19 protein-coding genes and 1 tRNA gene are annotated in these 21,605 nt (G+C 70.0%); 10 read left to right on the plus strand and 10 right to left on the minus strand.

The genetic code is table 11. The annotated features are described in order from the left end of the window. Window positions 1-144: 144 nt before the first annotated feature. On the minus strand, window positions 145-672 hold the full coding sequence (locus MMA15_RS13660; protein ID WP_241059831.1) for a peptidylprolyl isomerase: 528 nt from the start codon (window positions 670-672) through the stop codon (window positions 145-147). Between the two features lie 206 nt (window positions 673-878). On the opposite strand from MMA15_RS13660, the gene MMA15_RS13665 reads away from it, so the two are divergent. From MMA15_RS13665 to MMA15_RS13675, 3 genes are all read left to right on the plus strand, one after another. Next, window positions 879-1,634 carry a DUF5324 family protein gene (locus tag MMA15_RS13665; protein WP_241059833.1) on the plus strand — a complete coding sequence of 252 codons (756 nt, stop codon included), beginning with the start codon at window positions 879-881 and terminating at the stop codon, window positions 1,632-1,634. 381 nt (window positions 1,635-2,015) lie between these two features. After that, window positions 2,016-4,241: an MMPL family transporter gene (locus MMA15_RS13670; protein WP_241059835.1), complete on the plus strand. Its 2,226-nt coding sequence runs from the start codon at window positions 2,016-2,018 to the stop codon at window positions 4,239-4,241. A gap of 108 nt (window positions 4,242-4,349) precedes the next feature. Then, the gene (locus tag MMA15_RS13675) at window positions 4,350-5,711 is read left to right on the plus strand and encodes a cryptochrome/photolyase family protein (protein WP_241059837.1); all 1,362 of its coding nucleotides are present in this window, start codon (window positions 4,350-4,352) and stop codon (window positions 5,709-5,711) included. Window positions 5,712-6,261: 550 nt separating this feature from the next. On the opposite strand, the gene MMA15_RS13680 is transcribed toward MMA15_RS13675, so the two are convergent. After that, a tRNA-Ala gene (locus MMA15_RS13680) sits at window positions 6,262-6,334 on the minus strand. Between the two features lie 128 nt (window positions 6,335-6,462). Here MMA15_RS13680 and MMA15_RS13685 point away from each other — a divergent pair. Continuing rightward, the gene (locus MMA15_RS13685; protein WP_241059839.1) at window positions 6,463-7,017 is read left to right on the plus strand and encodes a helix-turn-helix domain-containing protein; all 555 of its coding nucleotides are present in this window, start codon (window positions 6,463-6,465) and stop codon (window positions 7,015-7,017) included. A 229-nt stretch (window positions 7,018-7,246) separates the two neighbouring features. After that, window positions 7,247-8,566: a serine/threonine-protein kinase gene (locus MMA15_RS13690; protein WP_241059840.1), complete on the plus strand. Its 1,320-nt coding sequence runs from the start codon at window positions 7,247-7,249 to the stop codon at window positions 8,564-8,566. A gap of 111 nt (window positions 8,567-8,677) precedes the next feature. Here MMA15_RS13690 and MMA15_RS13695 read toward each other — a convergent pair whose 3' ends face one another. The 4 genes from MMA15_RS13695 to MMA15_RS13710 form a co-directional block, all read right to left on the minus strand. Further along, window positions 8,678-10,321: a hypothetical protein gene (locus MMA15_RS13695; protein ID WP_241059841.1), complete on the minus strand. Its 1,644-nt coding sequence runs from the start codon at window positions 10,319-10,321 to the stop codon at window positions 8,678-8,680. Then, on the minus strand, window positions 10,315-12,399 hold the full coding sequence (locus tag MMA15_RS13700) for a vWA domain-containing protein (RefSeq protein ID WP_241059843.1): 2,085 nt from the start codon (window positions 12,397-12,399) through the stop codon (window positions 10,315-10,317). The genes MMA15_RS13695 and MMA15_RS13700 overlap by 7 nt, the downstream gene beginning before the upstream one ends. 241 nt (window positions 12,400-12,640) lie before the next feature. Continuing rightward, on the minus strand, window positions 12,641-12,775 hold the full coding sequence (locus tag MMA15_RS13705) for a DLW-39 family protein (RefSeq protein ID WP_003958712.1): 135 nt from the start codon (window positions 12,773-12,775) through the stop codon (window positions 12,641-12,643). 147 nt (window positions 12,776-12,922) lie between these two features. Beyond that, a complete protein-coding gene (locus MMA15_RS13710) occupies window positions 12,923-13,135 on the minus strand; it encodes a hypothetical protein (RefSeq protein ID WP_241059845.1) in 213 nt (70 codons plus the stop codon). Between the two features lie 154 nt (window positions 13,136-13,289). Here MMA15_RS13710 and hemC point away from each other — a divergent pair, with 154 nt between their 5' ends. Then, complete coding sequence (hemC, locus tag MMA15_RS13715) at window positions 13,290-14,261, plus strand: hydroxymethylbilane synthase (protein WP_372498341.1); 972 nt, start codon at window positions 13,290-13,292, stop codon at window positions 14,259-14,261. A gap of 325 nt (window positions 14,262-14,586) precedes the next feature. Here the strand turns inward: hemC and MMA15_RS13720 are convergent, their stop codons facing one another. Together MMA15_RS13720 and MMA15_RS13725 are read right to left on the minus strand one after the other, a co-directional pair. Continuing rightward, complete coding sequence (locus MMA15_RS13720; protein ID WP_241059849.1) at window positions 14,587-15,564, minus strand: carbohydrate-binding domain-containing protein; 978 nt, start codon at window positions 15,562-15,564, stop codon at window positions 14,587-14,589. A gap of 731 nt (window positions 15,565-16,295) precedes the next feature. Next, entirely contained in the window at window positions 16,296-16,913 is a 618-nt protein-coding gene (locus tag MMA15_RS13725) for an NYN domain-containing protein (RefSeq protein ID WP_241059851.1), read from the minus strand. Between the two features lie 347 nt (window positions 16,914-17,260). Here MMA15_RS13725 and MMA15_RS13730 point away from each other — a divergent pair, with 347 nt between their 5' ends. Continuing rightward, window positions 17,261-17,824 (plus strand): hypothetical protein, encoded by a 564-nt coding sequence (locus MMA15_RS13730; protein ID WP_241059853.1) that lies wholly within the window; start codon window positions 17,261-17,263, stop codon window positions 17,822-17,824. 360 nt (window positions 17,825-18,184) lie between these two features. Here the strand turns inward: MMA15_RS13730 and MMA15_RS13735 are convergent, their stop codons facing one another. Both MMA15_RS13735 and MMA15_RS13740 read right to left on the minus strand, forming a co-directional pair. Beyond that, window positions 18,185-18,721, minus strand: a complete 537-nt coding sequence (locus MMA15_RS13735; RefSeq protein ID WP_241059855.1) for a hypothetical protein — start codon at window positions 18,719-18,721, stop codon at window positions 18,185-18,187. An 89-nt stretch (window positions 18,722-18,810) separates the two neighbouring features. Then, on the minus strand, window positions 18,811-19,194 hold the full coding sequence (locus MMA15_RS13740) for an ATP-binding protein (RefSeq protein ID WP_241059856.1): 384 nt from the start codon (window positions 19,192-19,194) through the stop codon (window positions 18,811-18,813). 213 nt (window positions 19,195-19,407) lie between these two features. Between MMA15_RS13740 and MMA15_RS13745 the strand changes: the two genes are divergently transcribed. The 3 genes from MMA15_RS13745 to MMA15_RS13755 all read left to right on the plus strand — a co-directional run bounded on the left by MMA15_RS13745 (window position 19,408) and on the right by MMA15_RS13755 (window position 21,604). After that, window positions 19,408-19,716 (plus strand): putative quinol monooxygenase, encoded by a 309-nt coding sequence (locus tag MMA15_RS13745; protein ID WP_241059858.1) that lies wholly within the window; start codon window positions 19,408-19,410, stop codon window positions 19,714-19,716. Further along, window positions 19,713-20,936 (plus strand): helix-turn-helix domain-containing protein, encoded by a 1,224-nt coding sequence (locus tag MMA15_RS13750; RefSeq protein WP_241059860.1) that lies wholly within the window; start codon window positions 19,713-19,715, stop codon window positions 20,934-20,936. The genes MMA15_RS13745 and MMA15_RS13750 overlap by 4 nt, the downstream gene beginning before the upstream one ends. A 314-nt stretch (window positions 20,937-21,250) precedes the next feature. Then, entirely contained in the window at window positions 21,251-21,604 is a 354-nt protein-coding gene (locus MMA15_RS13755) for an SCO3933 family regulatory protein (RefSeq protein ID WP_241059862.1), read from the plus strand. Window position 21,605 lies beyond the last annotated feature (1 nt).

Below are 21,605 nucleotides of genomic sequence, written 5' to 3' on the forward strand. Positions count from 1 at the left end.
CGGAACCGTTCCGCCCCCGCCTTCTCCTACGGTCGGGCGGGGCGGAACGGTTCCCGGCACACGGCCCGTTCGCGCCTCCTCCGCGGCGCGCGGTCCTTACGCGGCTCTCAGGCGCCGCACAGTCCCTGCGCGCCGGGCGACGCGTCAGCGGCGCTCGATCGTGACCGACTCCAGGACGACGTCCTGAAGGGGCCGGTCGGTGCGCGGGTTCGTCTGCACTCCCGCGATCGCGTCGACGACCTTCTGGGAGGCGGCGTCCGTCACCTCGCCGAAGATGGTGTGCTTACCGGTCAGCCAGGCGGTGGCCCCGACGGTGACGAAGAACTGCGAACCGTTCGTGCCGGGCCCGGCGTTCGCCATCGCCAGCAGGTACGGCTTGTTGAAGGCCAGGTCCGGGTGGATCTCGTCCCCGAACTCGTAACCCGGGCCGCCCGTTCCGTTGCCCAGCGGGTCACCGCCCTGGATCATGAATCCGCTGATGACGCGGTGGAAGACGGTGCCGTCGTAAAGCCGGTCGTGCGTCTTCTTGCCGGTCTCCGGGTGGGTCCATTCACGCGAGCCCTCTGCGAGCTCGACGAAGTTCTTGACCGTCTTCGGCGCATGGTTCGGGAAGAGCTGTACCTCGATGTCGCCGTGATTGGTCTTCAGGGTGGCGTAGAGCTGCTCGGCCACGATCTACCTTCCATCTGTCTGCGTTGACCCGTCCGATCCTCCCACGGACCGGGTCGGCCCGGAGTACGCGGCGGTGACCCGGATGCCCCCGCACAGCGCGCTTGAGTGGACGCAGCCAGGCATGATCTTCGAAACGGGTGGAAAACGACACTGTGTCCGGGGGAGGACCGACCAGCCCGTGACATGCCACCGAGGAGGAGGTACCCGTGACCCGCAGGGACACCGTGCGCGCCGCGACCGGGAACACCAGGGAAAGCGTGCGGCACGCAGCGGAGGTCGTGGCACCCTACGCAGGGTCCGCCAGGGACGCCGCAGTGCAGTACGCGCACGAGGCGGGAGCGCGGCTGGGACCGAAGGTCTCGCACGCCGCGCGGCAGGCCCGTACCTCGGCTCGCGACGGGTACGACCAGCTTGTCGTGCCCCGTATCGCCAAGGCACGCAAGAGCCTTCCGCCCGAACTCGACAAGGCGGCGGCCAAGGCCGCCAAACGCACCCGCAAGGCCGCGCGCAAGGCGGCCGACTACGCCGCACCGCGCGTGGAGAACGCCGTCGCGGAAGCCCGCAGCGCCTCGGGGCCGGTGCGGGACGAGGCCGCGTCGCGCGGTGCCGCCGCGTTCGCCGCCCTGCGAGGGCAGATCTCGGCGAAGGAGGTCGAGAAGCTCATGCGCAAGCGGGACAAGCGTGCCCGCAGGGGCCGTCTGGCCAGGCGGCTGGGCCTGCTGGGCCTGCTGGCCGGAGGCGCGTACGCCGCCTGGCGCTGGTGGGACAAGCAGGCCAACCCCGACTGGCTCGTCGAGCCGCCGGAGGCCACGGAGGTCGGCGACCGTGCACCGCTGTCGTCGGTGGGCGGCGCGGCCGCGGCCGAACGCCGGGCCGGTGACGGCCAGCTCGACCCCGAGGTCGAGGCCAAGGCGAAGGAGGCCAAGGAAGCCGAGGCGAGGGCCAAGAAGCACGGGCGCTAGGAGAGTTCACCGGCGCACGCCGGGGACGGGCGGGGCGGAGCGGACATTCACGGCCGGAGGCGGCCATGGGCCGGCGGGCATCACGGATGTCCGCCGGCCCGTTTCGTCGCAGGGGCCGGGCGACCATGCTCCGGGGGTCCGAGCGCGGAGGCGGGGGCGGACGCCGGCGGCCCGAACTCGACTGCGTAGGCTCGAAGTTCAGTTCACCCGCTTCACACACCGCCGAGCGCGGTGCGACCTCACCGGTGCCGGTTCCGATGTCCCGTCCGGAGCCTCGGCCGCTGCCCGTGTCCGGAGCGCAGCACTCGCCGACCGCGCACCGGCCCGTCACGCACCGGTCTGTCGTCCACCGGCTCCGGCCACGCCCGCGAGGAACCTCAGATGCCGTCCCCTCAGCGCCCCCGGCCCTCCCGGCGCCTTCAGCACCTCACCCGCTGGATCACACCGGCCCTGCTGCTCGTCGTATGGCTCGTGCTCGGCGGTCTGCTCGGCCCTTACGCCGGGAAGCTCAGCGACGTAGCCACCAACGACCAGTCCTCCTTCCTGCCGCGCAGCGCCGAGTCCACGCGGGCCATGGACGCACAGAAGTCCTTCCAGGAGGCCGACACCACGACCGCGGTCGTCGTATGGACGGTGCGCGAGGGCAAGGTCGACCGGCAGCAGCGCGAGGCCGCGACCCGCGCCCTCGCCTCGCTGACCGGCGGCAAGGGCATCGTCGGCAGGCCCTCTCCCGCCGTGACCGCGGACGACCGCCTCGCCCTCCAGGGAGCTGTCCAGCTCCGCGGGGATCTGGGACACGCGCTGCCGGGCGTGCTCGACGACGTGCGTGACGCCGCGAGCCGCGTCGAGGGTACGAAGGCGCAGATCGCGGGACCGGCGGCGACGCAGGCCGATCTGAGCGACGCCTTCTCCGGCATCGACGGCATCCTGCTCGTGGTCGCTCTCGTCGTCGTGCTGCTGATCCTGCTGCTGGTCTACCGCAGCGTCCTGCTGCCGCTGATCGTCATTCTCGGCGCCGTCTTCGCGCTGTCCCTCGCCTGTGCGGTGGTGTACGAGCTGGCGAAGGAGGACGTCGTACGGGTCGACGGGCAGGTCCAGGGCATCCTCTCGATCCTCGTCATCGGCGCCGCCACCGACTACGCGCTGCTGCTCTCCGCCCGCTTCCGCGAGGAACTCGCCGTACACGGCGACCGGTTCGGGGCGATGCGCTCGGCGCTGCGCCGCTCCTCCGGTGCGATCACCGCCAGCGCCGCGACCGTCGCGCTCGGCGTGATCGCGCTGCTGCTGAGCGATCTGACGAACAACCGCGCGCTGGGTCCGGTCGGCGCCATCGGCATCGTCTGCGCCGTCATCAGCACGCTGACGTTCCTCCCGGCGGCGCTCGTACTCGTGGGCCGCGCCGCGTACTGGCCCGCGCGGCCCGAACCGGACGGCCCGGCGACCGGCGAACGCGACCCCGCCCGAGACGGGGCAGCCGAAGACGGGGATGCCGACGAGGAGGACGCCGGAAGCGAACCGCCGGAGGGCAAGAGCCCCGACGGAGACCGGGCCGCGACCGCCGCGCCCATGAACAGCCTGTGGGCCCGTGTCGCCGACCGCGTCGACCGCACTCCGCGCCGCGTCTGGGCGACCACGCTCGTGGCGCTGACCGCGTGTGCCGCGTTCTCACCGCAGCTCGACTCGTCGGGCGTCCCCACCGACGAGATCTTCGTGGACGACGTCCCCTCCGTCGCCGCACAGCGCACCCTCGGCGAGCACTTCCCCGGCGGCTCCGGCAACCCGGCCGTCATCGTCGCCGACGCCGGACGCACGCGCGCCGTCGTACGTGCCGCCGAGCAGACCGAAGGCGTCGCTTCGGCCGCGCCCGTCACACGGTCGGGACGCCCCGGGCAGGGCGAACCGCTCGTAGCCGACGGACGCGTACTCATCGACGCCACTCTCAAGGGCGGCGCCTCCAGCGACGAGGCCAAGGAGACGGTGGAGAGGCTGCGTTCGCGGGTGCACGGCGTCCCGGGAGCGGACGCGCTCGTCGGCGGCTACACCGCGCAGCAGCACGACATCCAGACGACCGCGGAGGACGACCGCGCGCTCATCGTGCCCGTCGTACTGCTGATCATCCTCGCGATCCTGGCGGTGCTGCTGAGGGCGCTGTTCGTACCGGTGCTGCTGGTGGCGACGGTCGCCCTCAACTACCTCGCCACGCTCGGGATCTCCGCTCTCGTCTTCCCCCACGTCTTCGGCTTCACGGGTACGGACGCCTCGGTGCCGCTCTACGGATTCGTCTTCCTCGTGGCGCTGGGCGTGGACTACAACATCTTCCTGCTCACGCGCGTACGCGAAGAGGCGCTGACGCACGGCACCCGCGCGGGAATCCGCAGGGGCCTGACCACTACGGGCGGGGTGATCACCTCGGCGGGCGTGGTGCTCGCGGCGACCTTCGCGGCGCTGGCGGTCATTCCGCTGTCCTTCCTGGTGCAGATCGCCTTCATCGTCGCGTTCGGGGTGCTGCTGGACACGCTCGTCGTCCGCTCGCTGCTGGTTCCCGCACTCGCGCGTGACATCGGTCCGGCGGTGTGGTGGCCGGGCGCGCTGCGCCGCCGAGGCTGAGCGCTTCCTGCGTGGTGAGCTGTCACGGACGGGCCGCCGGCGACGCCCCGCGCGGGTTTCCGGCCGACGCCCGCCCGTGCACCGGAAGCCGTAGGAAGGACGAGTCCGATGAGCGTCTCCGTCGCCCTGTTCACCTCTGATCTGCGGGTCCGCGACAATCCGGTGCTGCGCGCCGCGCTCGACTGCGCGTACGAGGTGGTGCCGCTGTTCGTCCTCGATACGGGCATCAGCGCGGCGGGTTTCGACGTACCGAACCGGCGGGCCTTCCTCATGGACTGCCTCAACGGGCTCGACCGGGAGCTGCGCCGGCGGGGCGGGCGTCTCGTGCTGCGCACCGGTGACGTGGCCGCCGTGGCGTGCGAGACGGCGGCGGAGTGCGGCGCACGGCAGGTCCATGTGGCAGGCGGCGTCAGCGGCTACTCGCAGCGCCGCGAGGTGAGGCTGCGGCGCCTGCTGGAGGCGGACGGCCGGGAGTTGTACGTACACGACGCGGTCGTCACGGCGCAGCCGCCGGGCCGGTTGACGCCGCAGAGCCGCGACCACTTCGCGGTCTTCACGCCGTACTTCCGGCGCTGGTCCGCGGAGAGGCTGCGGCCGGTGCTGGGGACGCCGCGTTCCGTACGGGTGCCCGGGAACGTCCGCTCGGAGCCGGTGCCGTCGCGGGCCGATGTGAAGGGGGTGTCGCCGGGGGTCGCGGCCGGAGGCGAGAGCGAGGGCCGCGCACGCTTCGACGCGTGGCGCAAGAAGTCGATGGGCGAGTACGCGGAGCGGGCCGACGACCTGGCGGGGGACGCCACGTCGCGGCTCTCGCCGCATCTGCACTTCGGCACGCTCTCGGCCGTGGAACTCGTCCACCGCGCGAGGAAGACCGGCGGCGAGGGGGCGGAAGCCTTCGTGCGGCAGCTCGCCTGGCGTGACTTCCACCACCAGGTCCTGGCGGCCAGGCCCCGCGCCTCGTGGGAGGACTACCGCCCGCGCGGCGACAGTTGGCGCCACGACGAGCGGGAGATCACCGCCTGGCGGGACGGCCGCACCGGCTATCCCCTCGTCGACGCGGCGATGCGGCAACTCCTCCACGAGGGCTGGATGCACAACAGGGCGCGGCTGCTGACGGCGAGCTTCCTCACCAAGACGCTCTACACGGACTGGAGGGTCGGCGCCCGCCACTTCCTCGACCTGCTCGTGGACGGCGACATCGTCAACAACCAGCTCAACTGGCAGTGGGTCGCGGGCACCGGCAACGACACCCGGCCGAACCGCGTGCTCAACCCGCTCACCCAGGCACGGCGGTTCGACCCGCGAGGCGAGTACGTACGCCGCTGGCTGCCCGAACTCGCCGCCGTCGAGGGCCCGGCCGTGCACCGGCCCTGGACGCTGCCCGAGCGGGAACGGGCCCGGCTGGACTATCCGCCGCCGCTGGTGGATCTCTCCCAGGGCGCGGACCGCTTTCTGCGTGCCCGGGGGCGGTGACGGTTGCGCGGGTGGCTTCGGGGCCGCGGCGTCGGGGTCGCGCCCTCGGGGCCATGCCGTACGGGCAGCGGCGTCGAGGTCGCGGAGCAGCGCCGAGAGCGCCGTGGCGGTGGGGTTCTTCGCGCTGGTGAAGAGCAGGGCGGGCCTTCGCACCGCGTTCCGGGCGGGGCAAGGGCCGTACGGCGCCTGTCGTATTCCGGGCGTATTCCGTACGGGTGGGGCTCGTACGGCCGGGGCTCGTACGGGTCGGGGGCTCGTACGGGTCGGGCAGTCACGGACTGGACGCCTACGGGCCGGAGTCGTACGGGCAAGGATTGTACGGGCGGGCTCGTACGGGACCGGCCGGGCGCCGCGACGGTCGGCCCCGGCACGCACAACGTCCATGCGGCGACGGCCTGATGGGCCCGAACGACCGCCCTGGGCCGGGCGTGCGGGCAGCGGTGCGGGCAGCCCCGGCGACCACGCCTTGGAGCCACCGCCCGGCGAAGCCCCTGGAAACGCGGCGAGGGCGAACCCTCCGCGCCTCCGCGGACGGTCGCCCTCGCACTCGTGGAGCCTAGGGGAGTCGAACCCCTGACATCTGCCATGCAAAGACAGCGCTCTACCAACTGAGCTAAGGCCCCGCTGCGCACAAGAGTACCGGCTCCCCGCAGCCAATTCCGACCGGGTATCGCCCGCTGTCGGCGACCCTCCGTAGGATGCACGGCAAGTTCGCGTCAGCGAAGTGCCAGGGGAGTCCAGGGGAGACGTGATGGACGCAGCACAGCAGGAAAGCACCGCCAAGGCGCGTGAGCTGCAAAGTCAGTGGTACGGCGAGCCGCTGGGGACCCTCTTCCGCCGGCTCATCGACGATCTCGGCCTGAATCAGGCGCGGCTGGCGACCGTGCTGGGCCTCTCCGCGCCCATGCTGTCCCAGCTCATGAGCGGACAGCGCGCGAAGATCGGCAACCCCGCCGTCGTACAGCGGGTGCAGGCCCTGCAAGAGCTTGCGGCGGAGGTGGCCAGGGGGGAGGTCAGCGCGGCCGACGCGACGCAGCGCATGGAGGAGGTGCGCCGCAGCGCGGGCGGCAGCGTCCTCAACAGCCAGGCGCAGACGGCCTCTTCGGGCACGGCGTCGCAGACCCCGGTGAAGCGGGTGGTACGTGAGATCCAGGCGCTGCTGCGTTCCGTCTCCGACGCGGCGGACATCCTGGACGCGTCCTCGGCGCTCGCGTCCACGCACCCGGAGCTGGCAGAGTTCCTCCGGGTCTACGGGGCGGGGCGCACCGCGGACGCCGTGAAGCACTACGAGTCGCATCAGAGCTGACGCGAGCGGCACGGGCGGCGACAGCGGGAGCAGGCACGGCCGACGCGGCAGGAAGCAGCCACCGGGCGGCAGTTGAGCCGCTGAACCGCTGAACTGCCGGGCTGTGACATCGCTTGGGCCGTGACGTCGCCGGGCAGCGGAGCCGCTGAGCAGCACTGGGCGTACGGAGAGCGGCGTTCGATGGGCCGCAAGAGCAGAGGCAGAAGCACAGGCACAGGGGGACAGCGTCATGGGTGAGGTCTTCGCCGGGCGGTACGAACTGGCGGACCCGATCGGGCGCGGAGGCGTGGGCGCCGTGTGGCGCGCCTGGGACCGGCGCCGCAGACGCTACGTCGCCGCGAAGGTGCTCCAGCAGAGCGATGCCCATTCGCTGCTGCGCTTCGTGCGCGAACAGGCCCTGCGCATCGACCATCCACATGTGCTGGCACCGGCGAGCTGGGCCGCCGACGACGACAAGGTCCTCTTCACCATGGACCTCGTCGGCGGGGGGTCGCTGTCCCATCTCATCGGCGACTACGGGCCGTTGCCCCCGACCTTCGTGTGCACCCTGCTCGACCAGCTCCTCGCGGGCCTGACCGCCGTGCACGCCGAGGACGTGGTGCACCGCGACATCAAGCCCGCCAACATCCTTCTGGAACCCACCGGCAGGGGGCGTCCCCATCTGCGCCTGTCGGACTTCGGGATCTCCATGCGCAAGGGCGAGCCGCGGCTCACCGAGACCAACTTCGTGGTGGGCACGCCGGGTTACTTCGCTCCCGAGCAACTGATGGGCGCCGAGCCGGACTTCCCCGCCGACCTGTTCGCCGTGGGCCTCGTCGCGCTCTACCTGCTGACCGGGCAGAAGCCCGACTCGCTCGAGATGGTGGCCCGCTACGAACAGGGCGTGCCCCCGGCACCGGAGCGCGTACCCGAGCCGCTGTGGCAGGTGCTGGGGCAGCTCCTCCAGCCCGATCCGCAGCAGCGGTTCCGTACGGCGACGGGCGCACGCAAGGCGCTGGCCGGGGCGGCGGAGATGCTCGCTCCCGACGCCACCGCCGAGCAGGAGACCGTCGAGGTGTTCGACCACCTCGGGCCGCTGCCCGAGGGGTTCGGGCCCGACGGCCCGCTGGCGGGCGGTTCGGCGAGCGGCGGAGCGGCCGGTTCGGCAAGCAGTTCGGCGGGCTCTGCGGCTCCTGGGCAGGCACCCGCGGCGGCCCCTTCGCCCACGGGCAGCTTCCATCTGGCCCCGCCGCAGGGCGCGTTCGGCGCCCCCGAGCAGCCGAGCACCCCGCCGACTCCCACTCCGACCCCGGCGCCGAGCCCGAGCCCCGCGACTGCGGACGCGGCTCCCATGGCGCCCGTCCCGCCCGCCTCCGCACCCGTGCACTCGCCCGCGGCTTACGCTGCGCCGCCCCAGCCGACCGGCCCCTACGGTCGGCCCGCGGGCGCGGCGCCCTCCGCGACGGCGCCCATACGCAGACCGGGACCGCCCCCGAAGGTCGCGGTCCCGGTCCTGATCGTCGCGCTGGTGTGCCTGACCGTAGGGATCTGGGCGCTGGCCGTCTCCTGAACCGGGCGTTCCGCCACGGCACTCGGGACGGCCGCGCACCTTAGACCGACGGCGGCCCCTGCCGCTGTGTCCGGCTGTCCCTGTGTCCGGCGCCGCTACGTCCGGCTGTCCCTACGTCTGGCCCTGGCCCGGTGACTGAGGCAGGCCCGGTGACTGAGGCAGGCCGTGCTGACCGTGCGCCGGCACCTGTCCCGGCCCCGGCGGTTGCTGCTGTGGTGACTGCTGCGGCCAGAGCGGCACCGTTCCCGACTGCGCTCCGCCCGCCCCACCGCTCTGCCCCGGCAGACCACCGGTGACGACGGGTCCCCCGGCTGACGGCACGGCTCCGGCTGCCGCACGGCGTCGCGCGGTCAGCGTCCACACCGCAAGGGCGAGGATCAGCAGCACGCCCGTGCCGATGCCCGCGTAGGCGACGGTGCGCAGAGTGCCGCTGCGTTCCGCGTCCGCCGCGCTCTGCCCTTTCTCCGCCTGCTCCCTGTCGTCCTCGTCCACGCCGAATCCGGCCGCCCCGGCGTCCCCCGCGTACCGGGGCCCCTTCCCGGCCTTGCCGATGACGTCGATGCGCAGGGTCAGCGGCGCCGTCGACTTGAAGTACTTCGCGAGCTGCGGGGAGACCCAGACCGCCAGATAGTGCCAGCCCGCCACACACGGCTCGTTGCCTGAGAAGGAGAAGCGGCTGCCGAATTGCACGGGCGGCGTGTAGACGCCCGCCTGCGCCGACTTGTCCGCCGAGTACGGCACGAAGGACGCACCGTCGAACTGGCCCCTGGCCGGGTTGTACGCCGTGACCCCCAGCCCGTCGTAGATCGTCGGCGGATACTCGCCCGGAGAGGCCGCACTGCCCAGCTCCACCGCGGAGTTGAGACGCTGCCCCCAGTCGACCGGCACTCGGTAGAAGCGTGTCTCGCCGGGGCGGACGCGGTCCTTCCACACGCCCTCGGAGAGGGCCCCGGCGTCGCTGAACCCGTTGCCGCCGTGTGCCTTCCTGCTGTCGCCCGCGGTGACGGGTGCGGGCGTCTCCTCAGCGGAACCGGTGCCGTCGCCGGGGGCGGACGGCACCGCGCCGGGCCCGCCCTTCAGGCCGGGTTCCGACATGTAGCGGATCTCCAGCGGCCAGCGGGCCGGGTCCGAGGTCGCGGGACTCTCACGTTCGACGGAGAAGAGATACGGACCGGCCTTCTGGCACTCGTCGTTGGCGCCCATGATCCGGGTCGCGTAGTCCGCGATCGGATACGCCTCGCCCTCGGCGGCGAACTGCGGCTGCGTCGAGCCGTTGCACGCGCTGCCGTCGACGTTGGTCAGCTCGATCTTCAGGCCCTCGCCGACGCCTTCCACCCGCGCTCCCGGCCTGGGCGCTGCCACCGCGGATATGAACGCGCTCGACTTCGCGTCCAAGTCCACGCGGTAGTAGCGCTTCTCGCCGCGGCCGATGGTGTCGGTGTACGTGCCCGGCTCGATCCTGGGCCCGTCTCCGCTGCCTGCCGTGCCCTTGATCTTCTTGGCGTCCTCGTCGATGCGGTACGCCGGTACGTTCTTGGCGTCGTCGGCCGGTACCGCCACCGCCTGACCCGGCAGCGCCGCCAGCACGCACAGTGCCGCGCCCGCCGCCGCCACCGGCTTGGCGACGGCCCGCCGCGCGCCTGCCCGCTCTCCCGTGCCCGTTCCCGGTCGCGAGGTCGTATCCGTTCCCGGTCGCGCGCTCGTCCTCGGCCCGTAACTCCCGCCGGAGACCGGCTCCTTGTGACGCGTCACCACGCGCTCCCCCTCCTCGCATCCATGTCCGCCCCGCCGTCGCCGCCTCCGGGGGCGGGCCCGCCTCCGGGTCCGGCTCCGGCGCCGGTCCCGTGGACTCCGGGTCCGCCTGCGGGCGTTGCCGCGCCGCGACGTGACGCTACGAACCACCAGGCGAGCCCGGCCAGCAGCAGCAGACCTGTCCCGCCTGCCACCGCCGCGACGAGCAGCGGGCCGCTCCATCCTGCACCGTGCGCGGCGGCGCCGTCTCCGCCGCCGTCCTTGCCGTCGGAGGAGACCGCGTCCGCCGGTGACGTCTTCGCTGCCGGGGCGCCGTGCTGCGGCCCGGTCCTTGCCCGGCCCTTCACATCGACGCGCAGCGTCACGCCGATGTCGGGATTCTCCGCGATGCGCGAGGCGCCGGCGCCCAGCGTGACCGCGATGTAGTAGTCGCCGTCGGTGTGCACGGGCACCACATGCGTCGCGCTCTCGAAGCGGTTGGTCCAGGACACCGGGACCGTGCCTCCGGAGACCTTGCCCGGACGCCCGTTGTACAGCGTCTTGGTGGTGAACTCTGAGATGCCGCCGGGAATGATCTGCCGGTGCGGTGAGTAGGTGTCGGCACGGCTGAAGGAGTACTCCGAGCCGTACTCGTCGGCGGTCGGCTCGTTGCTGAACTCCACGTCGTAGCGGAGCTGTTGGCCCCAGCCGACCGGCACCCGGTACCACAGTGTCTGCGACGGCAGCACCTTGTCCCGCCATACGCCCTTGCCGATCCTGGCGGCGTCGTTGAAGCCGGTGCCCCCGTGTGCCTTCTTCCCGCTGCCCTGCGGCAGCCTGGCGTCCTTGCCGCCTTCGCCGAATTCGGGTTCGGAACCGGCAGGTGTCGTGCCCTTCTTCAGCCCCTTCTCCACGGTGTACGTGAGCTCCAGCGGCCACCTCGCGGAGCCGGAGCCGGAAGCGGAATCAGAGCCGGAGCCTGAGCTCTGGCCCGCCACCCGTTCCACCGACAGCAGATAGCGCCCCGGCCCCCGGTCGCACCGACCCGTCGAGCCGTCACGCCCGGGAATGCGGCTCACAGCGGAGACCAGCGGCACCCCGCCCTCGCTCTGCCCGAAGTTCTCGGTGTTGGTGTCGCAACTGCTCGCGGGCGGTCCGGGTTCGACCAGCTCGGTGTGCAGGCCGTCGAGTTCACCGACCGCGGAGCCCGGCTCCGGCACGGCCGTCGCGGCGAAGTCCGCGGTGCGGGAACCGTCCATGCGCACCGCGTACCAGCGCTTCTCGCCCGGCCCGATGCTGTCCAGATACTGGCCGGAACGGCTGCCGAGGGCCGCCGCCTCGCCCGACTCGGCACCGCCCTCGATCCTCTTGCCCTTGAGGCGGTAGCCGTCCACCGAGAGGCGGCCCGCCCGCTGCAACTGCCGCGCCAGCGCGTCCGCGTCGGGAGCGTCGTAGTACGCGCCGTTCCCCGCCCGCGCCACGCACTCCAGCTCCTCGCGTGCCTTGCCGCGCACCTTGAAGCCGATCGCGTCGATCCGCAGGCCGATGCCCTTCTTGCCCAACTCCTCGGCGACCTCGCATGGTTCGGGGTCCCCGCAGTTGTCCTCACCGTCGGAGATGAGCACGATCGTGCGGCGGCCCCCCGTCTCGCCGGACGTCTCGGGGAGGTCGTCGGCGGCCTTCTGCAACGAGTAGCCGATGGGGGTGTCGCCCTTGGGCCGCACCTTCGCCACCGCGTCCTTGATCGCACCCCGGTCCAGCGGCCGTACGGGCTCGGCGAGCCGTGTGTCCGTGCAGCCCTTCTGATGCTGCGAACCGTAGAGCCGCAGGCCGGTCGGATAGCCGTCCGGCAGGCTGTCGACGACCGTGCCCACGGCCTTGCGTGCCGAGGCGATACGGGTGCCGCCCTCGCCGTCGCCGTCCGCCATCGAACCGGACGAGTCCAGCAGCATCAGCATCGAACCATTGCCGTCTGCAACGGTTGCAGTCGCATCCTTCGCCGCCGACGCCGGCGCGGAGGCGGTCAGCGCGAACAGCACCCCCGCCGCCAGCAGACCCGCCGTCTGACTCTTCCTTCGGCCGCTGCCTCGCCATGCACGCATGTGTCCCCCGTCCCCCTCGCAAGCGGATGTGCCGCTGCCTTCTTTGCGCGAGACACTATTGCTTTGCTTAAGCACACTGCAAGGTCCGGTCCGTCACAGAACGGCAACGCCCGTGAGGACCGCTCACGGCGCAGGGAACACACCGCTCCCGCCCTTCCGACCAGGCACCGGCACACGAAGAGGCCCCGCCCGCCTGGAATTCACCTGACGGACGGGGCCTCGCTGAGCGAACGTCGTGGTTTCACACACCCGAACCTGCGGGCACGGAGTCGGTCGCCTCCGTCCACAGATCCTGCTCGGCGCGGTCCGCCTGGATCTGGCGGTACACGAGGAGCCCGCCGATGGCGGCCAGTGCGACCAGGAGAAGCTTCTTCACCGCGCTACCTCGTCCTTCTGAGAGACGTTGGGACCATCTGGCGCCCGATGATACCCAACGGGCCTGGCCGACCGCGGAGTCCGCCCCGGAGCACGAGCGTCCGCCTACGGCGTGCGCCGCCCCCGCCGCGCAACGCCCCGGAATCGCTCATTCCCACACGTCGGCCTTGCCGCCCCGCCATTCGATCAGCACCGGGTCGTCGAGACGCACCTGATCCGGATCGAGCCCCGCACGGCGCAGTATCCCGACCAGATCCTCGATCCCGCGGGCGAATCCGAGCTCGTCCCCATCGGCCCTGTCAGCGGTGATACGGCGCCCGCCCGTGGGTGCGGGCGGATGCACGACGATCGACGCAACCATACGCAAAAGGGTGCGCCGGTTCGGCCCGCACCGCATCCCGAACCCCACACCCCACGTGCCCTCTGCGACACGCAACGTCATGAATCCCAAGAAACACCGGTCCGCCCTACGTTGAGATCCACCCCCCGAGAGGAATCCCGACGCCGTGACCGACATCCCCGGCTTCGTCGAACGCACCCTCCGCATCGGCACCCGCAGTTCGCCCATGGCCCTGGTCCAGGCCGGCCACGTCGCGGACCTGCTGCGCAGCCGCGTGCCGGGACTGGCCACCCAGACCGTTCCGATCACCGCCTCCGGCGACACCTGGACCGGCTCCCTCACCGAGGCCGGCGGCAAGGGCCTGTTCGTCAAGGACGTCGACCTGCGCCTCCAGCAGGGCGAAGTCGACGTCGCCGTCCACTGCCTCAAGGACGTACCGGGCGACCAACCCCTGCCCGACGGCCTCGTCTTCGCCGCGACCCCGCCCCGCGCCGACCCACTCGACGTGCTCCTCGTACCCGAAGCCTCGACGGCCGCCTCCCTCGCGGACCTCCCGCACGGCGCGGCCGTCGCCACCAGCTCCGTACGGCGCAGAGCCCAACTCCTCGCCCAGCGGCCCGACTTGCGCACCCCGGAAGTACGCGGCGCCGTCGGCACCCGCCTGGAGAAACTCGACGGCCTGCGCGACGGCCTCGAAGCGGACGCCATGGTCCTCGCCAAGGCAGGCCTCCTGCGGCTCGGCCTCACCCACCGCATCCGCTACGAATTCCCGCCCACGGAGATGCTTCCGGCCGTCGGCGCGGGCGTACTGGCCGTCCACTGCCGCCACGACGACGACGCGGTCCTCGCCATGCTGCGCCTCATCGACGACCCCCGCACACACGCCGAAGCGACAGCGGAACGCTCGATGCTCCAGGGCCTCGACGGCCACTGCAACTCGCCCGTCGCAGGCCACTGCACCACGGACGACACCGGCCGGCTCACCCTCCACGGCATGGTCTTCACCCCCGACGGCCGGCACACGGCCCACACCCAACTCGGCGCCCCCTCCGCCGAATCCGCCGCCGACCTGGGCACCCGCGCCTGCACCGAACTGCTACGCGGCGGCGCCCGCGCGATCATCGACGTGTCGGCGCCGGGGGGCTGACTCGCTGAGGAGGGCGCTACGGCCGAGCTTCGCCGCGCTCCGTGTTCAGACGACTACCAAGTACCTCACGCACCGCCGTCTTCCGATCCCGCGTGACCGCCGTCTCCCGCTGAGGCCGCACAGCGCAAGGCAGCCTCAACGAGACGGCCGCAACGGCCACTTCAACGATCGCCAGTGGAGCCGACGCCACGCTTCGGTGGCGTCGGCCCGTCTGGCCGGCTCGGCGCAGGCCCCTTGCCCGGCATCTACGGCCGGGCGGAGGTCATGCGCCGCGGAGCCGAACGGCCGTAGAGCAAGACGCTCGGCTGTGACGTGGACTTGGTGGTCAGCCTGTGCAGCCGGGGATGCTGCCGGGCGGGGCGCAGTTCTCAGGTGTGTTGCCGGTGACTGAGCCTCCGGCGAGGGTGACCTCACCGCTGTTCTCGCGGATGCCTCCGCCGCTTCCCGGGCCCCCGGTCGCGGTGTTGGAGGTGACTCGCGTGGTGCTGAGCGCCGCCGTGCTGTCGTCGTTGTACAGGCCGCCGCCGGTTTCCGCCCTGTTGTTGCTGATGGTGCTGGAGGTGATCCGCAGCAGCGCGGTCTCGAAGGTATCGAGGCCGCCGCCGGTGGTGACGGCGGTGTTGCCGCTGACGGTGGTGCCGATGAGTGAGGCGCTGGTGCCCTGGTCGCTCAGGAGGCCGCCGCTGTTGTCGTCGGAGACGTTGTTCCGCAATGCCCCGGACGTCATGGCCATCGTGCCTCCGGCGAGATGGATGCCGCCTGAACCCTCGATGGCGTGGTTGTTCTCGACGATGGCTTGGCTCAGAGTGAGCAGGCCCTGCTGGTGGCGGAGGCCACCGCCGAATCCCGCCGTGTTGTTGCTGACAGTGCCGCCGTTGAGGGTGAGCGGGCCCCTGCTGAGGATGCCCCCGCCGCCCGAATTCTCATCGACCTTTCCACCGGTGATGTTGATCCGGTTCAGGGTGAGGCTGCCTCCGTCTGCCACTTCGAAGATGCGGAAGTCGTCGGCGGCGCTCGAGGCGCGGCGGATGGTGGCGCCGTTGGAGGAGATGCGGACGTTGCCGGTGACGACCGGGAGTCCGTTCTCATCGTTGTCCGGCGTCGTGAGGGTGTAGGTGCAGCCGGAGGCGAGGGTGATGCTCTCTCCGGTCGTGTTCGCCTGGTTGATGGCGGCTTTGAGGGCGGGGATGTCGTTGCAGGGAACCGAGGTCGCTGCTTGCGCTTGTTGCGCGGGCAGGAGTGCCAGGCCGAGTGTCAGGCCGACGGCGGCGCTCAGGCCGCCCCGTCTGAATGCTGTCTTCATGCGGAGAGTCCCATCTTCCATGGAGGGTGAATGGCTTCGTGATCACTCCGGATGATGCTGTGACGCCGAGACGCGGGCGCGTAGCCGCTGCTGCTGGTCGACGTTGCTGGGCCAGCAGGTGCATCTGTCGCGGATCGGCAGACCGACGCTGGCTGTGCCGGTCGCCTCTTCGCTCCGGGAAGATGATTCGCCGTCATGAAAAGCAGAGGAAGCAACCACGCCGCACGGCGCCCGGCCTGCTCCGGTGCCGGGTGACCGGCACGGCAGACGCCGGGGAGGTCGGCTGGCGGCAGCACACGAAGTGTGCTCACAGGTCTCCGCCGCGGACGCGCGATCGTACGCAGCTCCACAGGCGCCACGCCCGCGACCCCGTCAACACCCTCATCGGGCCCCAACAAAGAGCGGGTGCTCCCCATCTGGGGAACACCCGCTCTCGTCGATCTTCTCCTGTGGGGCTAACAGGACTTGAACCTGTGGCCTCATCCTTATCAGGTCGACTACGTGGGGTCGCGAACCTCGGTCAACCCGCTGCGGACCTGGATGAGTGGTCCATCGACGTTCGGTCCCAACCGCCGGTGTCCGCCCCTGTTGGTGTCAGCGGTTGGTGTCAGCGCATGGGGACCCTCTTGACAACCTCCGTCGAAAGGGCTGGGCGCGCTGCTGGTCTCAGGACCTGACCGGACATCTGAGCCCATGAGCCTTGACTCTCCCTGGAGAGGCCCTTTGGTTGCTCAGGCACTGCGGGTGTAGTCGGTCTTGTCTTGGACCTTCTTGTAGACGTCTTCGCCTATCCAGTGGCAGTAGAGGTTCTTGCGCCTGATGGCAAGCCGCCGGCAGTGCTGACCGTTGACAGACCAGGCTGCCACTTCTGCTCGTGGCCAACCTCGGGAGGCCGTCGCCAACTCGGCCACGTATTCGAGTGCGGGTTTCAGATCGGTGTCGGCCGACACCATGATCCCAACGTCGTATTCGCCGCGAGTGGCCATGACCGCAAAGTCCAGGGTGAGCTGGACGTCGATGCCCTTTTCCTGGGGTCGCTCCTTGGGCCATGCGGATGGGTAGCGCAGGGGCCGGGTGACGAGCTTGACAAGGGGATCGCTCTCCCACTGGGCATGCTGCCGCCGCGAGGCCCCGTAGGAGCCAGGCTGCTTGGTCGCGTCGGGCTGGCCGCGATAGATGCGCACCTGATGGAGGTGGCGGTCGTACGGGCTGTCGGCGGCGAGGTGCCGGGCAAGGGCTACGGGATCGAACTGGCCCTTGCTCCAGTCTTCCCAGCTCTGGTGGTAGAGCCGGCGAGCTTGCATGTAGGTGTTTTGATAGTCGTAGAAGACGACGACCCTGTCGCTCAAGGCCCCCCCAGAACGAATAATCCCCGCCAGTGCGGGCTATGCCCGGACGACGGGGAGGAGTAGATAAAACGTAACGCGTTGGGGGGTAGAGCGCAATGCGGCTACACGCCTGACTACTCTGAGTCACCACCGCTCGTTCGGGTGGCGCCGTCGCCAGTTGTCAGCGTTGGCCGTCGTTGAGCACCCCCACACGGCCCAGGGACGGCCCCCCGGCGGACATCACGGCTTGTACTTCGGTGCGAGATTCGAGCGGAGTGTGACTAGTTGTACAGCCTTGTAGGCTCCACGGTCAGCAGTAGCCGTTACGGGAGGGGAGGGTTGCCGTGGATCCTGGGTGGGCTGCTGTCTTGGCTGCTGTCGTCGGTTTGATCGGTGCTTTAGGAGGAGCGATCACGGGTGGGTATGCCGCTATCCGTGGGGCACGGGAAGCCGCCGATCGATCGGCTCGTGCCGCTCTTGAGCAGGCGGCTCAGCAAGCCAGCGACCAGCATGAGCACTGGCTTCGTCAGGAGCGTCGGTCGGCCTATGCGGAGCTGTTGCAAGATGCCGAAGACTTCCTGATGAAGCTGGCCGATCTGGTGTCCTGCGTGGAGAACCAGGCAGAAGATGGGGTCAGAGTTCTTGAAGCACTTGAAGGCGTCATGACCGCGCAGATCCAGGTGATTCGCCGAATGGGTCCCGTGATGACGATTGCAGGTCGCGACGTTGCGACGCATCTCCGGCACTTCGTGAGCGAGAGTCGGAGTACCAGCGCTCAGCTCATGGGCCTTCGACCGCCAGACCTTCCCGTCGACCTGGTCCGAAGCCGATACAACACCATGACCGAGCACTTCGGTCACCTCGTCCTGTCGGTAGCTCGTGAGGTTCAAGCAGGACCGACTAGCTCCAGCGTGACCACTAGGTCGGCGTAGCGGCTTTGGGCTGGAGCTGCCTTGGGGCGAGAGATCAGGGGCTCGTAAGCTTTCCGCGGCTCGGGCAGTCTCCTTACCTGCCCGCAATAGCCCGAAGTGAGCCCCTGATCTTAGAGCCTCGCCCCAAGGTGGCTGCCTAAAGCCGTGGAGCCGACCGCCCCAGCCACGATGCATCCCTCTTCTTGTGGCTCGCGTCCGTGCGCGGGCCGGCGGCCGGGCCGGAGCGGGGCGGAGACATGAGCGTCGGCCCGGCGGCAAGCCGGGCCGCGCGGCGAGCGGAGCGAGCCCTTGATGAAGTAGGGAAAGTCTTATCGCGCTGGGGAGCGTGGTGCGTCTGCTGCGGTGCGCTGGACAGCTACCTCAGGGGACGTCTTCCGGTAGCTCGATGCGGCGGTACTTGGTGAGTCTCAGCAGGAGTTGGCCTGCGCGGACCCAGTTGATGAGGGGGTCACCGAACGCGACCGCGATGGCGTCGACCGGGACCGGGTGAGGGTCGGCCGGTTCGTAGAGGGCTCCGCGTACTCCTGCACCCTCGCAGGCGCGGACGCGCACCGCCGTGAACTCGCGCCGTAGATGCGGACATGTGCTGATCGAAGCGTGGGCGCACGGCAGGCACACCGGTGGATGCGGCGTCACGATGTCCTCGTCGGTGGTGTCGAGTTCTTCCGAGAGGAGCCACAGGATGCCGTCGTCGTTTCGGTCGGCGGGCTGTGCGCAGACCTGGCAGAGCAGTTGCTCCATCGCGTTGCGCTGCCGGAGGGCGTGGACCATTCCGAACTCCGGCCTGCCTTTGCCCGGTTGGGAGGGGATGCGGGGCCAGAGCACGCCTTGGGAGTCGCGGTCGTAGGGGCGCTGGTCGGCGTAGGCGATCCGGCCGCGTCGCACGACCATCGGCATGCGTGCTGGGCGTTCTCCGCTCCATTGCGTGATGTACGGAACCGGTCGGCCCCGGTGAATCAACCCGGGGCGGCGCGATGCCGGCGGTGTCAGCATGCGGGCACCTCCGAGGCGAGGTGCGCTGCGACCTCGTGCCCGTGCGCGTTCCTGGTGAAGCGCACATCGGTGGCGAGGGTTGTCACGACGGCCAATCCGCGGCCGTGCACGCCGTGGTCATAGGGCTTCGCCAGGTGTGGAGCGGTGGTGCTGCCTCCGTGATCGGTGACGGTGATCGTCACAGAACCTCGTGCCCGGTGGATCGTGACGTGGAAGTCGGGGCTCGTGGTGTGCGTGACGGCATTGGTGCCCAGCTCGCTCACGATCAGCACTGCGTCCCCAGCGCAGGAGCATCCGGTTAAGACTTCGCGGGCCCAGCGGCGAGCGCAGCCGACCTGTTCCACGTGTCCCGGGAAGGTGCGGCAGTAGGTGGGCATGGTATTCCTCCATGGCACTGACCAGCGGCTCTCCGGTCCTGTTGTCCCAAGTGGCTGACCCGAGACCCCAGAGAGCCGTACAATAAGTACTAGCACCGTACTCGGTGTGTGAGTACTTTGAATGCGAGACCGTACTTTTGGTGCGGGTCATTCATGGACAGGTGTTCACGCGCGGGAGGGGGTGCCCAAGACGATCAGGAAGGAGATCACCGCATGTTCGGGTTGATGGTGCGCTTCACCTGCAAGGACGAGGAAGCGGCAGCCCAGTTCGACGAGCTGGTCTCGCGAACCGGCGAACAGATCAAGGCGAACGAACCAGGGACGCTGATCTACACCGTGCACCGCGTGGAAGGGCGCCCGCTGGAGCGGATCTTCTACGAGCTGTACGCGGACAGGGACGCCTTCGAGGTGCATGAGTCGCAGAGCTACGTGATGGAGTTCCTGACTGCTCGTGAGCAGTACCTGGCGTCGACCGAGGTCGACAAGTTGGACCTCGTGTCCGGCAAGGGCGTGAACGGGTGAGCCCTGAGTACGAGAAGGCACTCGGCCGGAAGATCGCGTTCAACCGGAAGCGTCGCGGGCTTTCGCAGAAGGAGTTCGCCGCGCTCCTGGACCGCTCAGAGGCATGGGTTTCCCAGGTGGAGCGGGGAGTTCGCCGTATCGACCGCATGACGGTCCTGGAGAAGGTGGCGGAGGTCCTAGACCTTCCCGTCTCGGAGTTGGCAGCCGAGGCGCCCGTCGTCGCCTCGACGGTCGCGGAACCGCCCGGTGCCAGCAGACTTCGTCTCGCGCTGAGCGCGGCGCATTCGTTGAAGGCGATCCTCGGCGAACACGAGCCGCCGGACCTGGACAAGCTTCGTGAGGATGCCGACCGCGCGTGGTCTCTGACGCATGAGGGCAACTACGCGGATCTGGCTGAGCTGTTGGAAGATCTCGTGCCGCAGGCGGAGTCCGCGGCACGTTCCGCCCCGGAGGTCGACCGCCCGGAGCTGTTCCGACTGCTGGCCACCGTGTATCACACGTGCAGTGCGGCTCTTGCGAACATGGGCGAGCCCGAGGCGGCATGGATCGCCGTGGACCGCTCCGTTGTGGCCGCCGAGCGTGCGAACGACCCGTTGCTCATGGCGGCAGGCGAGTTCCGGCTGTCGATCGTTTTCCTCGGCGCACGGCACTACGAACAGGCCGCGCAGGCGTCGGGCAGTGCCGCCGACGCGCTGGAGTCGCTTGCGGCGTCCGGTGATGTCGAGGCAACCGCGTTGCGCGGTGCTCTCACCCTGCAAAGGGCGGTGGCGGCCGGAAAGGCCAACAAGGCCGACGAGGCTTATGAGTTCATCCGTACGGCACGCGAGATGGCCGCGACGGTCGGGCCAGGTCGGAACGACTACAACACCGAGTTCGGCCCGGCGAACGTCGACCTCTACGAAGTAGCCGTGGCCGTCGACTTGGGGGACGCGGGTGTCGCGCTCCGCGCCGCTGGCCGCGTGGATGCTTCCGGGCTCTCGTCCGAGCGGCAGACCAGGTTCCATCTCGATGTCGCCCGGGCTCATGCACAGCGTCGGCAGATCGGCGAATCCGTCGCCGCGATCAGGGCCGCACAGCGACTGTCACCCGAGCTCGTCGGTGCGTTGCCTGCCGTCAAGCAGCTCGTTGCGGACCTCGCGACCATGAGCCAGCCTCCGTCCGATGAGCTTCGGTCGCTGGTCACGGAGCTAGGCGTACCTGGAGTACGGATTGGTACTTGAAGTACTAGACAATACTTAGAGTACGGGTTACAGTGGTGAGTGTTCGCAACGCCCTTCGCTGCCAACGGAGTTGCTGAGCGGACAAGCGAACGCGCCGGACAGGTAGGCAGACCTGAACCGGCGCGCGAGCAACAAGGCCACAGACACAGATGTGGCCTGAGCGGGAGGCAGCCCACTCAGGCCGGGTGCGTTGTTGGAGTCAACGCTCAGGCAGCGTATCGCGCCCAGTCCGTATGCGGTCAACCTCCCGTTGCGTAGTCATTTGTCAGCTATGCGTGCCTTTATGGCGCGCTGCGCAAGGGAGTTGCTTCACTGTGCCGTCCTTCAAGATCGACACAAACACCGCCATCGTCTTCGTCGCCGTACCGCCTGCCAAGAAGCTCGTGAACCGGCAGACCGGTGAGATCGCCGTAGACCGGGAAACCGGCGCGCAGATGATGACCATCGGACTGATGGTCACCGACGAGGGCGAAGCCGAGGTCTACAACGTCTCGGTGCCCGAGACCGGCATCCCGGAGGGCCTGACCCCTGGAACGCCCGTCGCGGTGACGAACCTTCGGGCTCGCACGTGGGAGAACGAGTTCAACGGCCAGAAGCGGCATGGGATCGCCTTCCGGGCCGTGGCCGTCACCTCGCTCGCCGAGGCCGGACAGAACCAGGCGGCCTGAA

It is taken from the genome of Streptomyces marispadix, assembly GCF_022524345.1.
GTDB lineage: Bacteria > Actinomycetota > Actinomycetes > Streptomycetales > Streptomycetaceae > Streptomyces > Streptomyces marispadix.

Excerpts from the sequence above, each read along its gene's own strand:
- MMA15_RS13710 (WP_241059845.1), bottom strand. The coding sequence starts at position 13,135 with ATGGTTGCGTCGATCGTCGTGCATCCGCCCGCACCCACGGGCGGGCGC.
- MMA15_RS13700 (WP_241059843.1), bottom strand. The coding sequence starts at position 12,399 with ATGCGTGCATGGCGAGGCAGCGGCCGAAGGAAGAGTCAGACGGCGGGT.
- MMA15_RS13740 (WP_241059856.1), bottom strand. The coding sequence starts at position 19,194 with ATGCCCACCTACTGCCGCACCTTCCCGGGACACGTGGAACAGGTCGGC.
- MMA15_RS13675 (WP_241059837.1), top strand. The coding sequence starts at position 4,350 with ATGAGCGTCTCCGTCGCCCTGTTCACCTCTGATCTGCGGGTCCGCGAC.
- MMA15_RS13685 (WP_241059839.1), top strand. The coding sequence starts at position 6,463 with ATGGACGCAGCACAGCAGGAAAGCACCGCCAAGGCGCGTGAGCTGCAA.
- MMA15_RS13690 (WP_241059840.1), top strand. The coding sequence starts at position 7,247 with ATGGGTGAGGTCTTCGCCGGGCGGTACGAACTGGCGGACCCGATCGGG.
- MMA15_RS13670 (WP_241059835.1), top strand. The coding sequence starts at position 2,016 with ATGCCGTCCCCTCAGCGCCCCCGGCCCTCCCGGCGCCTTCAGCACCTC.
- MMA15_RS13720 (WP_241059849.1), bottom strand. The coding sequence starts at position 15,564 with ATGAAGACAGCATTCAGACGGGGCGGCCTGAGCGCCGCCGTCGGCCTG.
- MMA15_RS13745 (WP_241059858.1), top strand. The coding sequence starts at position 19,408 with ATGTTCGGGTTGATGGTGCGCTTCACCTGCAAGGACGAGGAAGCGGCA.
- MMA15_RS13735 (WP_241059855.1), bottom strand. The coding sequence starts at position 18,721 with ATGCCGATGGTCGTGCGACGCGGCCGGATCGCCTACGCCGACCAGCGC.